Source organism: Serratia sp. CY40230 (genome assembly GCF_052168835.1).
GTDB classification, from domain to species: domain Bacteria; phylum Pseudomonadota; class Gammaproteobacteria; order Enterobacterales; family Enterobacteriaceae; genus Serratia; species Serratia nematodiphila.
The window spans coordinates 468,486-483,002 of record NZ_JBJNLX010000002.1; the positions used below are offsets into that span (position 1 = coordinate 468,486).

A 14,517-nucleotide genomic window follows, 5' to 3' on the forward strand; every position below is an offset into this window, starting at 1 on the left:
GCGTTACTCGCCGCGAACGCGCTGCGCCAGCCCTTTGAGGAAGTAGCGCAGCATCTGATCGCCGCACGGGCGGTAGTTCTTGGTGCCCTCTTTGCGGAACAGCGCGCTCAGCTCCGGCTTGGAGATGCGGAAGTCCACCGCGGTGAAGATCTGGTGCATGTCGGTGTCTTTCAGCTCGAACGCCACGCGCAGCTTTTTCAGCACCAGGTTGTTGGTGATTGGCAGCTCAACCGCCGGCGCCGGGAACTTGTCGTCCTTGCCGCGCTTGAAGAACACCAGGCCATTGAGGAAGTGCGCCATCACTTCGTCCGGGCACTTCTCGTAGCCCGGCTCGCCTTCTTTGATCACGTAAGCGTCCATCGCCGACACCGCCACCTCGAAATCGTCCAGTTTGATAATCTCGACCATTTTGGCGTTGTTAATGCTCAGCATATAGCGCACGCTGCGCAGCACGTCGTTGTTCATCATGGGATTGCATTGCCTTATTTGTCTAACGGGGACGTGCGCACATTGCGAAACGAAATGACTGCCACACACCTTGAATGTGCGGCAGTATAGGGATCGGCAAGGGGTTTCTCAATCGATTTGGCTTTTTTGCTGATACAGCGGGATGTCTTCGCCGATGATGTACTTGTTGCGCAGCAGCGACGAGACCTTGTCCATGATCATCACCACCACCACCAGGATCAGGGTGATGAACATCACCACGTCCCAGTTCCACAGCCGCATGTTCTCCGCGTACACCAGGCCGATGCCGCCGGCGCCGACGAAGCCCAGCACCGCCGCAGAGCGGGTGTTGGATTCGATCTGGTACAGGCTGAGCGCCAGGAAGGTGGGGAACGACTGGGTGAAGATGCCGTAGCGGTGCTTCTGCAACCCGTTGGCGCCCACCGCCGTCAGGCCGCGGCTCGGGGACTTGTCCACCGCCTCGTGCCCTTCGGCGTACAGTTTGCCCAGCAGCCCGACGTCCTGCATCACGATAGCCAACACCCCGGCCAGCGGCCCCATGCCGACGGCGCGCACGAAGATCAGCCCCCAGATCGCCATATCGATACCGCGCAGCACGTCGAGCAAGCGGCGCACCAGCACGGAGATCGGCCGCAGCAACGGCGTCGACATCACGTTGCGCGCGGCGAAGAACGACAGCGGCAGCGCGATCAGCGACGCGGTGATGGTGCCGGCGAACACGATGGCGATGGTGATGCCAATCTGCTGGAAGTAGTACATGAACGGCCAGTTGGCGAAGTCATGCCAGACGAACATGCGCAGGAAATAGCGCCCCAGCTGCTGGCAGCCGTTGATAAACTGCGGCCAGCTAATGCCGAAGACCAGGAAGAAGAACACGTAGTACAGCACGATCGCCAAGGCGATCAGGCCGACGGTGCGCAGGTAGCGCCCCTGCTGCGCGAAGATCGCCGGATGCTGCTGTTTCAACTGGCGCAGCGTTTCCGCCGATGCCGGAGTGCCCGCTATCATTTTTCCCCCTCCACCACGCGCTTGCGCAGCTCGCCCGACACGTAGTCGAGCACGGAAACCACCACGATGATCAGCAGCAGCGTCATGCTGACCTGATCGTAGCGGTCGAGTTTAATGTTGGTCATCAGCTCCTGGCCGATGCCGCCCGCCCCCACCAGCCCCAAAATGGTCGACTGGCGAAAGTTGATCTCCAGCCGCATGAAGCTGTAGGAGAGAAACACCGGCTTCACCTGCGGCCACAGGCCAAAGCGCATGCGCTGCAGCGGCGTGGCGCCGCAGGCCGCCAGCCCGCGCACCGGTTTGTTGGAGGCGGTTTCGATCGATTCGTAGAACAGCTTGGTCAGGCTGCCGATGGTGTGCAGCGCCAACGCCAGGAAGCCGGGAATGGCGCCGATGCCGAACGCCATCACGAACATCACCGCCCACGCCAGCTCCGGCATGGTGCGCAGAAACGCCACCAGCGTGCGGATTGCCAGCCGCACCGAGGCCGGGGTATAGGTGTTGCCGGCCGCCAGAAACGCCAGCACGGTCGCCACCAGCACCGAAAAAATGGTCGCCGCCAGCGCCAGCTGCAGGGTCTCCCAGATCAGCGGCAGTTGGATGTTCAGGCGATAGCCCCAATAGGCCAGCGAGCCTTCGGTGCGCCCGTCAGCGAACAGCAGGTGCCAGTGCAGCGTCGGAACGGTTTCGGCCAGATAGTCGAAGAAGTGCGGAATAGACACCCAGACGGTGTGCAGGTTGAACTCGGCGAGGTTGCCGGCGCCCAGGTACAGCACCACCAGCCCGAGCGACCACAGCAGCGCTTCGCGCTTTTGCTTGCTGCGGATCCGTTGGTAATAGTGTGCGAAATCGGTATTCAAAACAGGTCTTCCATCGTTATGGAACAAGGGGTTCAGCATGCTGAACCCCTTCATTCGGGCGGCCGAGGCAGCCGGGAATCAACGGTCACCTTTGGTCAGCTCGCGCTTCATATCGATGATGGTCTGGTATTCCGCCAGGGTGGTGTCGCCGATGTGCTGTTTGCCGCCCATCGCTTTGATAAAGCACGCGTGATCGTCTTTATCCAGCTTCTTGATGGCGGTGACCACTTTGGCCTTGAAGTCGGCCGGCAGCGAGTTGCTCACCAGGATCGGGCCGTTCGGGATCAGCGGCGACTGCCAGATGATGCGGATCTGTTTCATCAGGTCCGGGTGATCCATGCGGATCATGCGGGTGAACGCGCCGCTGGTGTAGCCGGTGTTGTAATCGCCGATCATCGACGCCCAGGTCACCGCGCCTTCGAACTGGCCGTTCAGCACGCCGAGGATGTCCTGCTCGTGGCCGCCGGAGAAGGTGACGCTGGAGAAGGTGTTGTTGTATTTGTTGTCGACCGTGCCGCCGAACAGCTTTTTAAACGCCTGGTTCGGGATCAGGAAGCCGGAGGTGGAATCCGGATCGGCGAAGCCGATGGCTTTGCCCTTCAGGTCTTCCAGTTTCTGGTATGGGCTGCCGGCCTTCACCACCACCACCGAGTGGTAGCCGCGCGACTGGTCGACGTCGTCGACCGCGATGCCGACGATGTCCACCGCTTTCGGATCCTTGATGTAGACCGAGGCGAACGACGACGGCGACATGCTCAGCACCAGGTCAATCTTGCCGCCCAGCAGGCCCTGGATCACGCCGGAATAGTCGGACGAGTTGCGCAGCTTGGTATCGACGTTCAGCTCTTTATCCAGGAACTGCTTCACGCACTGGTTATCACCGATCTGCTGGGTGGCGTTCTGGCCGCCGAGAATGCCCAGGTTCAGCTCTTTCGGCGCATCCGCTGCGGCAGCATTAAAGACCATCATCGCGCCGGCCATCAGGGTGGTCAGACTCAATACTTTTTTCATTAGGTGTGCCTTGTGTGTATAGGGTAAAGGTCAAAAGTGCTTCAATGGATCTGATTGGCTTCCTCGCCATACAGCTGGTGCAGGATCCGTTCGTTCAGTTGCGAAGGATGCCCGTCAAACACGATCTTCCCGTGGGCGATGCCGATCACCCGCGAGCAATACTCTTTCACCAGTTCGACCGAGTGCAGGTTCACCATCACCGCGATGCCGTCTTCGCTGATTTTCTGCAGCGCGTCCATGATGCGGCGGGTGTTTTTCGGATCGAGCGACGCCACCGGCTCATCGGCCAGCAGGATTTGCGGGTTTTGCATCAGCGCGCGACAGATGGCGACGCGCTGCATCTGGCCACCGGAGAGGTGCTCGGCGCGCTGCAGCGCGTGCGGCAGCATGTTGAGCCACTGCAACAGCTCGATGGCGCGAGCGCGGTCGGCGTCATCGAACAGTTTGAAGAAGGATTTCAGGGTGGAGGTGTGGCTCAGGCGCCCCAGCAGCACGTTGGTCATCACGTCCAGCCGCGGCACCAGGCAGAAGTCCTGGAAGATCATGCCGCAGCGCGCGCGCCACTGGCGCATCTGGCGACCGGCAAGCTGGGCGATATCCTGCGCCACGCCATCGTCTTCGAAGTGCAGCATCTCGCCGCAGCTGGAAGGAATGGTGCCGTTGAGGGTGTGCAACAGCGTGGACTTGCCCGCGCCGGAACGGCCGATCACCGCCACGAACTCGCCGGCGTGCAGATCGAAATTGATGTCATCCAGCACGCGCTGCTGCGCTTTGTAGGCCTTGCCGAGCCCCTTTACCGATAACACTTTGCGGGATGCGGCGGCATGCTGCCCTGGGAACTCGTGCTGCGCCAATTTTAACAGTGCCTGAGCCATATGATTTCTCTGGTTTCAGTGGCTAATCATTATGGGCACCTATTAACGGATAAGTTTATGACAGTGGGATGATGGTTTTATGGCCGGGGCGTGACGCGTGCCGCCCCGGCGTGCGCATCATTCCAGGCTAAAGAAGTCCAGCCCCAGCGCCGCCTTGACCTGCTGCAGCGTCTGCTGGCTGACCTGATGCGCGCGGCGGGTGCCGTGCTGCAGGATGCGCGTCAGCTCGCCTTTATCGGCGATGAATTCGGCGCGGCGGGTGCGGATCGGTTCGAGCAGGCTCTGCAGGCAATCCTCCAGCAGCCGTTTGATTTTCACGTCCCCCAACCCGCCGCGCCTGTAGTGCGCCTTCAGCTCCGCCACCAGCGCGGCGTCTTCGCAGAAGGCGTCCAGATAGGTGAATACCATGTTGCCCTCCACCCGGCCGGGATCGCTGACGTTGAGATGGCCGGGATCGGTGAACATGCTCATCACCGCCTTATGCACCTCGTCGGCGCCGGCGCCAAGCTGAATGGCGTTGCCGCGCGATTTCGACATCTTGCCCTGCCCGTCCAGCCCCGGCAGACGCCCGACGTTGCTTAACAGCGGCTGGCACTCCGTCAGCACCGGTTGGCCGACGATGTGGTTGAAGCGCCGCACGATCTCGTTGGTTTGCTCCAGCATCGGCAGCTGATCCTCGCCGACCGGCACGTGGGTGGCGCCGAAGGCGGTGATGTCCGCCGCCTGGCTGACCGGATAGATCAGAAAACCGGCCGGCAGGCTGCGGGCGAAATCCTTCTCGGCGATTTCGTTTTTCACCGTCGGGTTGCGTTCCAGCCGCGCCACGCTGACCAGATTGAGGTAGTACATCGTCAGCTCGGCCAACGCCGGCAGCGCCGACTGCAGGCAAATGGTGGTCTTGTGCGGATCGATGCCCACCGCCAGATAGTCGGCCACCACGTTGAGCACGTTGGCGCTGATTTTTTGCGGGTTGCTGCCGTTATCGGTCAGGCCCTGCAGATCCGCCACCATCACCGTTTGGTTATGCTGGTGCTGCAGTTCCACGCGCTGGCGCAGCGAGCCGACGAAGTGGCCTAAATGCAGTGGGCCGGTGGCGCGATCGCCGGTAAGAATGGTGTAGCTCATGACAGTGCTCCTGAAGGTCTGTAGACCGCCGGATCAACGCCACAAAAAATAATGCCGCCAAACCGGCGGCATTAAAAAGAGATGTGAATACTCGTGCCGCCTCAGAAGAGGCGCCACCATGACTGATTGTGGGTGGAGTGCATCGATATATTCATGGTATCAAGGTATACCCGCTGCGGCAGCGCGTCAATAACCCGCCGCCGGTGCGTAAGACGACGTTACACTCCGGCATTTGCGTTCCTGGCCTGGCGCGCTAGGGTAAAACCTTCAACCTGAAAAAGGAGCGCATGATGAAGATCGGATTTGCCGGACTGGGTGGGATGGGCAGCGCCATGGCGGCCAACCTGTTGCAGGCGGGCTTCGCCTTAACGGTATGGAACCGCTCGCCGCAGGCGGCGCAGCCGCTGGTGAGCGCCGGCGCGCGGCAGGCCGAACGGCCGGAACAGTTGGCCGATGCCGACGTGCTGATCACCATGCTGGCCGACGATGCCGCCACGCAACAGGTGGTGGTGGACAGCGGATTGCTGCAGCGGATGAAACCGGGCGCGCTGCATATCAATATGGCGACCATCTCGGTCGAACTCGCCAAACGCCTGACAACGCTGCATGCGGAACACGGCATCGGCTATCTCGCCGCGCCGGTGCTGGGGCGGGTCGACGTGGCGGCCGCCGGCAAGCTGAATATTCTGGCGGCCGGCGATAGCGAGCGGCTGAAGCAAGCGCAGCCGCTGTTCGATGCCCTTGGCCAGAAAACCTGGCACTTCGGTGCCGATCCGGCGCAGGCTAACGTGGTCAAAATCGCCACCAACTTTACCTTGGCCAGCGCCATTGAAGCGATGGCGGAAGGCAGTGCGCTGGTACGCAACTACGGCGTGTCCGGCGCCGACTACCTGCAGATGCTGAGCAGCACCGTCTTCGCCGCCCCGGCCTATCAGGGCTATGGCGCGCTGATCGCCGCCGAGAAGTATTCACCCGCCGGATTCCGGCTGGCGCTGGGGCTGAAGGACGTCAGGCTGGCGCTGGCCGCCGGCGCCGACAGCCATACGCCGATGCCGTTCGCCGGGGTGCTGAAAGACAACTTCCTCGACGCGATGGCGCAGGGGGATGCGGATCTGGACTGGGCGGCGCTGGCCAAGGTGGCGGCGCGGCGGGCGGGCCTGAAATAACGAACGGGGGCGTTGGCCCCCGTTTTCCGTTCTCAGAACACGATGTCCGCCGCGGGCACTGCGCGGATCGGCACGCCGAAGCTGTCGATGTTCGACAGCGTCTCGTTATGGTGGGTGCGGATCAGCAGGCCATCGGCATAGGATTTGTCGTGGCAGGTATGCGCATCCGCCGCCAGCGTCACCGGATAGCCGCGCGCCGCCGCGCTGCGCACCGTGGTATCGATGCAAAACGGCGTGGAGTAGCCGCAAACCACCAGCTGCGATACGCCGTTGGCGATCAGTAACGCGCCGAGCGAGGTGCGCAGGAACGAGTCCGGCGTGGTTTTCTCCACCCGATGGTCGCCCGGCGCCACCGTCAGCGCCGCGAGCACTTGCCAGGCGGCGCTGCCGTGCGGCAACTCATCGTCCGGCGTATGGTGCTGAATGACGACAACCGGCGCACCGACCCGGCGGGCGCGCTCGCTCAGCTGATTGATGCGCGCAACGGTGCCCGCGGCATCCGCCGGCGGCGGCGTAAACAACCCTTCCTGCACATCGATAATCAACAGCGCGGTGGTCATGGCGGCTCCTGAAGAAAAGATAAGCGCGTCAGCACACCGGCTGGCGCGGGCGGAAAATATGGTCGACGCCCTGCTCGCGCAGCCTGTGCACCAGATCGTGCCCGCCATTCGGCGTGGCGTGCGCCAATTGGCGCTCGGCGGTAAACACCGGGCTGGCCCAGAACAGGTTAACCGGATCGCCATACTGCTGCGGCAGAGCCAGGTGCGCGTGATGCGGGTAGAAGGACGACGATAAAATATAGCCCTCATAGCCCAGCGGCGCCACGTCGGACTCCAGCGTATGCCCTTCGCCGATCCAGGTCAGCCGCGCCCACGGCGCATGAGCGAAACCGGCCAGCGCGCTGGCCATCTGCACCGCGTTGTCTTCGGTCATGTATTGGCTGTCGATGGCGATCGCCATCTCCATGCGGCGATAGCGCGAAGCCTCGTCGTTGAACAGGATCTCCACCCACGGCATCGGCCGGATGCTGACCCCCATGGTGAGGAAGTAATAGATGCCGTCGCGTTCGTGCTGGGTGATGGCCATCGGCGGCCACTTGCCCTGATCGATGGCGTAGTATTTTACCGAGGGGCCGAAATGCGGCTCATAGCGCGCCTGAAAATCGCGCTGCATCTTCGGCCACGGATTGCCCTCTTCACGCTGCCAGCTGCGCCAAAACTGGCGGGTGCTCTCCGCCTGCGCATATTGGGTGTTGGTCGAGGCCGAACCGAGCGGATAGGCCAACGGGCTCTCCTTGATGCAGCTGGCGGAATAGCACACCGAATGGTCGATATACAGGCTCCAGCCGGGGATCACCGCCAACAGTTGGCCGTAATACCACAGGGCCGCGCCGTCGTCGCTTTCGCTCCACACCACCATCAGCCCTTCCGGGTTCAGCGGCGCTTCCCCTTCCAGGTTGCGGCAATACTCCGCCGCCAGCATCGGCGGCTGCCCTTGTTCCAGCGCAGCGCGATCCTCCTGCAGCGGCGCGGCGGCCAGGTTGCGCAGCCAGCAGGCGCGCACCTGATAGCGATCGCTGTAGGCTTCGGCGGGATAGATGTAAAAATAGGCTGCCCGGTGATCTTGCTGAACCACCGCGACCAGCGTCTGGTTCTCATTGCTGACTTCAGCAAGTACGTATGACTCGTTCATATCACCTCAATAGGGTCAGGGCGCGGCAGAATCGGCTGCGCGCCAAAAATGGACTGTGGCTTTGCCCCAAGTGTAAAACGCATTACTGGCCGGATCACCCGTAAAAGTCTCAAAAACGGCCGTAAACGAAGATAAACAAAGGCTAATTATAGCGGCTGCGGCTCATGACGGCTGAGTGATGCGCCGCACCGCACGCTGATAGGAACCGTTGCGCATCGACGCGCCCAGCACCTTGCCCAAACCGGCGGCGCCCGTTCGCACCAGCCGCCGCCGCAGCGCGCCCGGATGAAAACCGAACTGCCGCTGCGCCCAATCGGGTAACAGATCGATGCCCGCCTGCATCACCACCCCGCCGAGGGGGCGCGCCAATGCGCTCGGCGCCGGCGCCTTCAGCAGAATGCGCGCCACCTCTTGCGTGCGTTCATCGCACACCAGCTGCGGCCGCATCGCCTGCAGGTATTCTTCGACCTCCGCGCAGGACTGAGGAATTGCCGTCGCCCCCAGCGCGGCGGCCACGCGCGCCGCTTCACGATAGTATTGATCCTGCAAATCGCGGGAAAGGTGCGGGTTGCGGTAGCGCAGGTGGCTGGCCAGAAAACGGCTGCTCTCCGCCACGTGCACCCAGGTCAGCAGCGCCGGATCGCTGGCGGCATAAGGCGTGCCGTCGCTGCCGACGCCGGTCACCCGCAGATGGATGGCTTTGACTTTGGCGATCAGCCGCTGCGCCTCGGCGGTCGGGCCGAAGGTGGTGACCGACACGAACTGGCTGGTGCGGCGCAGGCGGCCGATCATATCTTCGCGAAAATTGGAGTGATCCCACACTCCGGCCAGCGCCAGCGGGTGCAGCATTTGCAGCAGCAAGGCGCTGACGCCGCCGCACAGCATCGGGGTGAAGTCGCGATGTACCTGCCAGATGACAGACTGCGGACCGAACAAGCCCGGATCGCCCGGCGGGTTCTCAAAATCGACGCCGCCGAGCGCCAGCCCGGTCAGGCTGAGCACCTGTTTTTCTATCGCTGCGCGTACCGCTTCCATCCTGCCGCCCTCTTGCTGGTTCAGCGGCCAGTGTATCACGCGACGAACGCCTCATTGCGCCCTGCGGCGGTTGAAAGCATTAACTTGCTGAATTACAGTTGTTATACCGCTTGCGAGAAGGCGGGCCTATTCGATCCACTGCAGAGGCGCTTTGCAGGGCGTTAACCCACGTTAATTCGGCACTAACCCCACAAAACCTCTATCTAGTTTCTTTTCCTTCAACTTAGATAGCAGAGAGTTCGATGATTACCATCAGAGCACGCGCGGCGGAAGACAACGCGCAATTGGCAGATATCTGGCTGCGTTCGGTGCGCGCCACCCACCATTTTTTAACCGAAGACAACATCGCGCAGCTGTTCCCGCTGGTGCTGAACGACTACCTGCCGGCGGTCAACGTTTGGGTGGCCGAGGACCGACCGGGGCATCCCTGCGGCTTTATCGGCCTGAACGGCAACAAGGTGGAGATGCTGTTTATCGACGCCGCTCAGCGCGGCCAAGGCGTGGGCAAAGCGCTGTTGACCCACGCGGAAACGCTGCACGATGAGCTGCAGCTGGACGTGAACGAGCAAAATCCGCAGGCCAGCGGCTTCTACCGCCACTACGGGTTTGTCATCACCGGCCGCTCGCCGCTCGACGGCCAGGGCAACCCGTTCCCGCTGCTGCACATGAAGCTGGACAAACGCTAGCCTTCCGCCGGCCGCCCTGCGGCCGGTCAGTCTATTGACAAAGAGGGGAAAAAGCGTGGTTTTTCCCCTCTTTGTGGTGATCAGCCGAAAATCAATAAATTGATTTTCCTTGTTTTTTATTCGGTGCTCTCTGCCAACCCGGCAAGGGTATAAGGTTTGTCATCAATCTCGCCGGCCGCCCTGCGGCCGGTTTTCTTCCCCCGCCTCCCCCGCCGCCTTATATATCAAATCAGAATAAGTAATAGATTTTACATTCTTCCTGTCACTATCAACCCTCGGTAGGATTGCCCGGTATTCACCCGCAACAGAGGTTCCGTCAGCCGAAAAGCCGAACGATCTCTGTCCGGCGCACCGCGCTCTGGACGGAATGCTGTGATGTATCGATAAGGATCCGCTTCGCTATGATCGTTCTTTCGAACGTTTGCAAAACTTTTGACAGCACACAGGGCCGCGTCGTAGCGGTAGACAACGTCAGCCTGGCGGTAGAGGCCGGGCAAATTTACGGCATCATCGGCTACAGCGGCGCCGGCAAAAGCACCCTCATCCGCCTGCTCAACGGCCTGGAAACGCCCACCAGCGGCCGCATCGACGTCGGCGGCTTCGATATCGCCCGCGCCAAAGGCAGCCATCTGCGCCAGGCGCGGCTGAAAATCAGCATGGTGTTTCAGCACTTCAATCTGCTGTGGTCGCGCACCGTCAGCCAGAACATCGCGTTTTCCATGCAGATCGCCGGCGTGCCCAAGGCGCAGATTGCGCCGCGCGTGGCGGAACTGATCGCGCTGGTCGGCCTGCAGGGGCGCGAAAACGCCTACCCGTCGCAGCTCAGCGGCGGCCAAAAGCAGCGCGTCGGCATCGCCCGCGCGCTGGCCAATAACCCGAGCGTGCTGCTGTGCGACGAGGCCACCTCGGCGCTCGATCCGCAGACCACCGACGCCATTCTCGACCTGCTGTTGGACATCAACCGTCAGCTGAAATTGACCATCGTGCTGATCACCCACGAGATGCACGTGGTGCGCAAAATCTGCCACCGCGTGGCGGTGATGGAAAACGGCCGCATCGTCGAAGAAGGCCCGGTGCTCGACGTGTTCACCCGGCCGCAGCAGCCGATCACCCGGCAGTTCGTCAAACAGGTGTCGCAGTATGCGGACACCGAAGAGAGCTTCAACCCGCAGCTCACCGCCCACCTGCCGGGGGCGATTTTCAAGTTGACCTTCGTCGGCGTGCAAACCCATCAGGCGGTGATCTCTGAAGTGATCCGGCGCTACGCCCTGACCATCAACATTCTGCACGGCAAGATCAGCCACACCCTCAACGGTTCGTTCGGCGAACTGTACATCCACGCCGAAGGCAACGAACAACAAGTCGCCGACATGCTCAAGTTGCTGAACGAAAGAAACATCGCCGTCGAGGTTATCCAACATGATTGAATCCCTGTTCCCCCACCTGCGTCTGGACCAACTGTGGGACGCCACCTGGGAAACGCTGTACATGACCGGCATCGCCGGTTTGGCCACGCTGGTGCTGGGCATCGTGCTCGGCGTGCTGCTGTTTTTAACCTCGAAGGGCCAGCTGTTGCAGAACCGGGCGGTCTACTCGCTGATCTCCGTGTTGGTCAACGTCTTCCGCTCCATTCCGTTCATCATTCTGATCGTGCTGCTGATCCCGTTCACCAAGTCGCTTATCGGCACCATTCTCGGCGCAGATGCGGCCCTGCCGGCGCTGATCGTCGGCGCGGCGCCGTTCTATGCCCGGCTGGTGGAGATCGCGCTGCGCGAGGTCGACAAAGGAGTGATCGAAGCGGCGCGCTCGATGGGCGCCAAAAACCGCACCCTGATTTTCCGCGTACTGCTGCCGGAAAGCTCGCCAGCGCTGGTTTCCGGCATCACCGTCACCCTGATCGCGCTGGTGAGCTACACCGCGATGGCCGGGGTGATCGGCGCCGGCGGCCTGGGCAACCTGGCCTATCTGGAAGGCTTCCAACGCAACCACAGTGACGTGACGCTGGTGGCGACGCTGACGATCCTGCTGATCGTTTTCGTCATTCAGTTCATTGGCGACACCCTGACAAGAACGCTCGATAAACGTTAATTAACCAAGGAAAACGATGATGAAAAAGCACTTACTGATGTTGGCTTTCGCCTCCGTCGCCACTCTGGCTTCTTTTGGCGCCGCCGCGGCGACCAAGCTGGTGGTCGGCGCCTCCAACGTGCCGCACGCCGAGATCCTCGAACAGGCTAAACCGATACTGGCGAAGGAAGGCATCGATCTGCAGATCAAGCGCTTCCAGGACTACATCCTGCCGAACACTGCGCTGGCCAGCCATGACATTGACGCCAACTATTTCCAGCACGTGCCTTACCTGAACTCGGTGCTGAAAGACCACGCCGACGACAAGAGCTACGACTTCGTCAGCGCCGGTGCGATCCATATTGAGCCTATCGGCATCTACTCGAAGAAGTACAAGAGCCTGAAAGATCTGCCGGAAAACGGCAAAATCATCATGCGCGACGCGGTGGCGGAAGAAGGCCGCATCCTGTCTATTTTTGAACGGGAAGGCGTGATCAAGCTGAAGCCGGGGGTGAGCAAAGTGGACGCGCGCATCACCGACGTGGTGGAAAACCCGAAACACCTGAAGTTCCAGGCCAACGTTGAGGGCGCCCTGCTGCCGCAGATGTATAACAACAACGAAGGCGACGCGGTGGTGATCAACGCCAACTACGCCATCGACGCCGGGCTGAATCCGACCAAGGATCCGATCGCGGTCGAAAGCGGCGAAAACAACCCGTACGCCAACATCATCACCGTGCACAAAGCCGACGTGAACAAGCCGGAGATCGTGGCGCTGGTGAAAGTGCTGCACTCCAAGCCGATTCAAGACTTTATCCGCGAGAAGTACCAGGGCGCGGTGATCCCGGTCAATCAGTGACGTTGTATACGGCCCGGTGAAAACCGGGCCTGTTTCTACACCTTATTGCCAATCTGGCTGAGACGCGGCCACACCAGCATCAGCGCCTCCAGCAACCGCAGCAGATCGCTGCGGCTTGCCCCTTCGCGCGCCTGCACCGACATGCCTTCAATGGTGCAAATGACGTATTTCGCCAGCAGCGCGGTGTCGGTCTTCGCCAGCAGTTCACCCTGCTGCACCTTACGATCGAAACAGGCTTTCAGCGCCGCTTCCTGGGCATGATGTTTTTTGCGCAGCATCTGGGCGACGTCGTCGGACGCGGACGACAGCGCGGCGGAGGCGCACACCATAAAACAACCTGACGGCGTATCGGGATCGGTAAACACTTCGACGGAAGAACGCACGTAGGCCTCGACGATCTCGGCTACCGGCAACGCCTGTTCCAACAGTTGGTTGGTGCAGGTGGTGTATTTTTGCAGATAGCGTTCCACCGCCGCGCGGAACATCCCTTCCTTGTTGCCGAATTCCGCATACAGCGTTGGCGCTTTGGCGCCGGTCACTTCCACCAGATCGGCCAGCGAGGTGGCTTCATAGCCGTGCCGCCAGAACAGATCGAGCGCGCTTTCCAGCGCCCGGTCGCGATCAAATTGTTTCGGCCTGCCACGGCTCTTTTTGCCGCAGACCTCTTCATTGATGCTCATCATTCTCTCCTGTCCCGCTCCACAGCAGGGTTAGCACAAATAACTTAACGATCATTATAAAAAAATATTGCGCCCTCGTCGAGAACCGATTAGCATTTAGTTATCGATCGTTAAGATAATTTAGCGAAGCGGATTAAACCCCTCTATTCACCGTTATCGGAAAGGAATTAACATTATGAAAAACTTAAAATTAACCTTAGCAGCCCTCACTCTGGCCAGCATTTCCTTCGGCAGCTTCGCCGCTGATTTGGTCCAGAACCAACCGGCTGACCAGCAGAAAGTGGGCGTCATTACCGTCAGCGGCGCATCCGATCTGACCTCGCTGGAAAGCAGCCTGGCCGCCAAAGCCGATCAGGCCGGTGCAAAATCCTTCCGTATCATCGGCGCCGGCGGTAACAACCAGCTGCACGGCACCGCAGAAATCTATCAATAACAATGAATTAAACCAGCGGATCGCGATAAGTTTTGCTCCCGACGCCAGGGCGTCAAAAAAAATTAATTAACGAGCATTAAAAAAATACTTGCAATCCGTCAAACCGGCATCTAACATTAAATTATCGATCGTTAATTAATTTAACGACCTTACAAAACAAACATCGTAAAGAACAAAGATAGGAAATAAGACCATGAAAAACCTGAAAATGACCATCGCCGCCATCGCACTGGCTTCCGTCTCCTTCGGCAGCTTCGCCGCCGAACTGGTTAACGCACAACCCGCCGATCTGCAAAAAGCCGGCGTCGTCACCGTCAGCGGCGCGTCCGACCTGAGCAGCCTGGAAAACAAACTGGCGGCCAAAGCCGATGCGGCGGGCGCAAAATCCTTCCAGATCATCGCCACCACCGGTGACAATAAACTGCACGGCACCGCGATCATCTACAATTAATGGCCGGATCGGCAATCGTGCAAAAGGGCGGCTCAGGCCGCCTTTTGTTTGCTTTAACGCCAACGTTCTGTTGTAAGCTGTAGCGACCTTTTTCCGCTGAG

The 14,517-nt window shown here is 60.5% G+C and carries 17 protein-coding genes; 7 read left to right on the top strand and 10 right to left on the bottom strand.

What is annotated here, in order from left to right:
- Positions 1-3: 3 nt before the first annotated feature.
- The 6 genes from ACJ8IJ_RS09360 to trpS form a co-directional block, all read right to left on the bottom strand.
- A complete protein-coding gene (locus ACJ8IJ_RS09360) occupies positions 4-468 on the bottom strand; it encodes a DUF1456 family protein (protein WP_004939471.1) in 465 nt (154 codons plus the stop codon).
- A 108-nt stretch (positions 469-576) separates the two neighbouring features.
- A complete protein-coding gene (gene phnE, locus ACJ8IJ_RS09365; RefSeq protein ID WP_048322480.1) occupies positions 577-1,476 on the bottom strand; it encodes a phosphonate ABC transporter, permease protein PhnE in 900 nt (299 codons plus the stop codon).
- The gene (gene phnE / locus ACJ8IJ_RS09370; protein WP_442518646.1) at positions 1,473-2,336 is read right to left on the bottom strand and encodes a phosphonate ABC transporter, permease protein PhnE; all 864 of its coding nucleotides are present in this window, start codon (positions 2,334-2,336) and stop codon (positions 1,473-1,475) included. Before phnE (ACJ8IJ_RS09370) ends, phnE (ACJ8IJ_RS09365) begins: the two co-directional genes overlap by 4 nt.
- A 78-nt stretch (positions 2,337-2,414) precedes the next feature.
- A complete protein-coding gene (gene phnD, locus ACJ8IJ_RS09375; protein ID WP_004939482.1) occupies positions 2,415-3,347 on the bottom strand; it encodes a phosphonate ABC transporter substrate-binding protein in 933 nt (310 codons plus the stop codon).
- Positions 3,348-3,388: 41 nt separating this feature from the next.
- Positions 3,389-4,222 carry a phosphonate ABC transporter ATP-binding protein gene (gene phnC, locus ACJ8IJ_RS09380; RefSeq protein ID WP_004939485.1) on the bottom strand — a complete coding sequence of 278 codons (834 nt, stop codon included), beginning with the start codon at positions 4,220-4,222 and terminating at the stop codon, positions 3,389-3,391.
- 117 nt (positions 4,223-4,339) lie between these two features.
- A complete protein-coding gene (gene trpS / locus ACJ8IJ_RS09385; protein ID WP_442518567.1) occupies positions 4,340-5,347 on the bottom strand; it encodes a tryptophan--tRNA ligase in 1,008 nt (335 codons plus the stop codon).
- A gap of 290 nt (positions 5,348-5,637) precedes the next feature.
- Here trpS and ACJ8IJ_RS09390 point away from each other — a divergent pair, with 290 nt between their 5' ends.
- The gene (locus tag ACJ8IJ_RS09390; RefSeq protein ID WP_437189802.1) at positions 5,638-6,513 is read left to right on the top strand and encodes an NAD(P)-dependent oxidoreductase; all 876 of its coding nucleotides are present in this window, start codon (positions 5,638-5,640) and stop codon (positions 6,511-6,513) included.
- 32 nt (positions 6,514-6,545) lie between these two features.
- Here ACJ8IJ_RS09390 and ACJ8IJ_RS09395 read toward each other — a convergent pair whose 3' ends face one another.
- The 3 genes from ACJ8IJ_RS09395 to ACJ8IJ_RS09405 all read right to left on the bottom strand — a co-directional run bounded on the left by ACJ8IJ_RS09395 (position 6,546) and on the right by ACJ8IJ_RS09405 (position 9,240).
- The gene (locus ACJ8IJ_RS09395) at positions 6,546-7,073 is read right to left on the bottom strand and encodes a cysteine hydrolase family protein (RefSeq protein WP_437189178.1); all 528 of its coding nucleotides are present in this window, start codon (positions 7,071-7,073) and stop codon (positions 6,546-6,548) included.
- A gap of 28 nt (positions 7,074-7,101) precedes the next feature.
- On the bottom strand, positions 7,102-8,205 hold the full coding sequence (locus ACJ8IJ_RS09400; RefSeq protein ID WP_437189179.1) for a suppressor of fused domain protein: 1,104 nt from the start codon (positions 8,203-8,205) through the stop codon (positions 7,102-7,104).
- A 162-nt stretch (positions 8,206-8,367) separates the two neighbouring features.
- Positions 8,368-9,240 (bottom strand): oxygenase MpaB family protein, encoded by an 873-nt coding sequence (locus tag ACJ8IJ_RS09405; protein WP_004939498.1) that lies wholly within the window; start codon positions 9,238-9,240, stop codon positions 8,368-8,370.
- 242 nt (positions 9,241-9,482) lie between these two features.
- Here ACJ8IJ_RS09405 and ACJ8IJ_RS09410 point away from each other — a divergent pair, with 242 nt between their 5' ends.
- From ACJ8IJ_RS09410 to ACJ8IJ_RS09425, 4 genes are all read left to right on the top strand, one after another.
- Positions 9,483-9,926 (top strand): acetyltransferase, encoded by a 444-nt coding sequence (locus tag ACJ8IJ_RS09410; protein WP_437189181.1) that lies wholly within the window; start codon positions 9,483-9,485, stop codon positions 9,924-9,926.
- 401 nt (positions 9,927-10,327) lie between these two features.
- On the top strand, positions 10,328-11,353 hold the full coding sequence (locus ACJ8IJ_RS09415; RefSeq protein ID WP_021503958.1) for a methionine ABC transporter ATP-binding protein: 1,026 nt from the start codon (positions 10,328-10,330) through the stop codon (positions 11,351-11,353).
- Complete coding sequence (locus ACJ8IJ_RS09420) at positions 11,346-12,014, top strand: methionine ABC transporter permease (protein ID WP_004939505.1); 669 nt, start codon at positions 11,346-11,348, stop codon at positions 12,012-12,014. Before ACJ8IJ_RS09415 ends, ACJ8IJ_RS09420 begins: the two co-directional genes overlap by 8 nt.
- Before the next feature lie 19 nt (positions 12,015-12,033).
- Complete coding sequence (locus ACJ8IJ_RS09425; RefSeq protein ID WP_004939506.1) at positions 12,034-12,852, top strand: MetQ/NlpA family ABC transporter substrate-binding protein; 819 nt, start codon at positions 12,034-12,036, stop codon at positions 12,850-12,852.
- Between the two features lie 35 nt (positions 12,853-12,887).
- On the opposite strand, the gene ACJ8IJ_RS09430 is transcribed toward ACJ8IJ_RS09425, so the two are convergent.
- Positions 12,888-13,532 (bottom strand): TetR/AcrR family transcriptional regulator, encoded by a 645-nt coding sequence (locus ACJ8IJ_RS09430; RefSeq protein WP_004939509.1) that lies wholly within the window; start codon positions 13,530-13,532, stop codon positions 12,888-12,890.
- A gap of 175 nt (positions 13,533-13,707) precedes the next feature.
- Here ACJ8IJ_RS09430 and bhsA (ACJ8IJ_RS09435) point away from each other — a divergent pair, with 175 nt between their 5' ends.
- On the top strand, positions 13,708-13,965 hold the full coding sequence (gene bhsA / locus ACJ8IJ_RS09435) for a multiple stress resistance protein BhsA (protein ID WP_015377085.1): 258 nt from the start codon (positions 13,708-13,710) through the stop codon (positions 13,963-13,965).
- A gap of 193 nt (positions 13,966-14,158) precedes the next feature.
- Entirely contained in the window at positions 14,159-14,416 is a 258-nt protein-coding gene (gene bhsA / locus ACJ8IJ_RS09440) for a multiple stress resistance protein BhsA (RefSeq protein WP_004939517.1), read from the top strand.
- The last annotated feature ends 101 nt before the right edge of the window (positions 14,417-14,517 follow it).

Coding starts and splice junctions, on each gene's coding strand:
- ACJ8IJ_RS09395 (WP_437189178.1), bottom strand. CDS start 7,073: ATGACCACCGCGCTGTTGATTATCGATGTGCAGGAAGGGTTGTTTACG.
- phnD (WP_004939482.1), bottom strand. CDS start 3,347: ATGAAAAAAGTATTGAGTCTGACCACCCTGATGGCCGGCGCGATGATG.
- ACJ8IJ_RS09405 (WP_004939498.1), bottom strand. CDS start 9,240: ATGGAAGCGGTACGCGCAGCGATAGAAAAACAGGTGCTCAGCCTGACC.
- ACJ8IJ_RS09360 (WP_004939471.1), bottom strand. CDS start 468: ATGATGAACAACGACGTGCTGCGCAGCGTGCGCTATATGCTGAGCATT.
- ACJ8IJ_RS09415 (WP_021503958.1), top strand. CDS start 10,328: ATGATCGTTCTTTCGAACGTTTGCAAAACTTTTGACAGCACACAGGGC.
- ACJ8IJ_RS09400 (WP_437189179.1), bottom strand. CDS start 8,205: ATGAACGAGTCATACGTACTTGCTGAAGTCAGCAATGAGAACCAGACG.
- phnC (WP_004939485.1), bottom strand. CDS start 4,222: ATGGCTCAGGCACTGTTAAAATTGGCGCAGCACGAGTTCCCAGGGCAG.
- ACJ8IJ_RS09420 (WP_004939505.1), top strand. CDS start 11,346: ATGATTGAATCCCTGTTCCCCCACCTGCGTCTGGACCAACTGTGGGAC.
- bhsA (WP_004939517.1), top strand. CDS start 14,159: ATGAAAAACCTGAAAATGACCATCGCCGCCATCGCACTGGCTTCCGTC.
- ACJ8IJ_RS09410 (WP_437189181.1), top strand. CDS start 9,483: ATGATTACCATCAGAGCACGCGCGGCGGAAGACAACGCGCAATTGGCA.
- trpS (WP_442518567.1), bottom strand. CDS start 5,347: ATGAGCTACACCATTCTTACCGGCGATCGCGCCACCGGCCCACTGCAT.
- bhsA (WP_015377085.1), top strand. CDS start 13,708: ATGAAAAACTTAAAATTAACCTTAGCAGCCCTCACTCTGGCCAGCATT.
- phnE (WP_048322480.1), bottom strand. CDS start 1,476: ATGATAGCGGGCACTCCGGCATCGGCGGAAACGCTGCGCCAGTTGAAA.
- ACJ8IJ_RS09425 (WP_004939506.1), top strand. CDS start 12,034: ATGAAAAAGCACTTACTGATGTTGGCTTTCGCCTCCGTCGCCACTCTG.
- ACJ8IJ_RS09430 (WP_004939509.1), bottom strand. CDS start 13,532: ATGAGCATCAATGAAGAGGTCTGCGGCAAAAAGAGCCGTGGCAGGCCG.
- ACJ8IJ_RS09390 (WP_437189802.1), top strand. CDS start 5,638: ATGAAGATCGGATTTGCCGGACTGGGTGGGATGGGCAGCGCCATGGCG.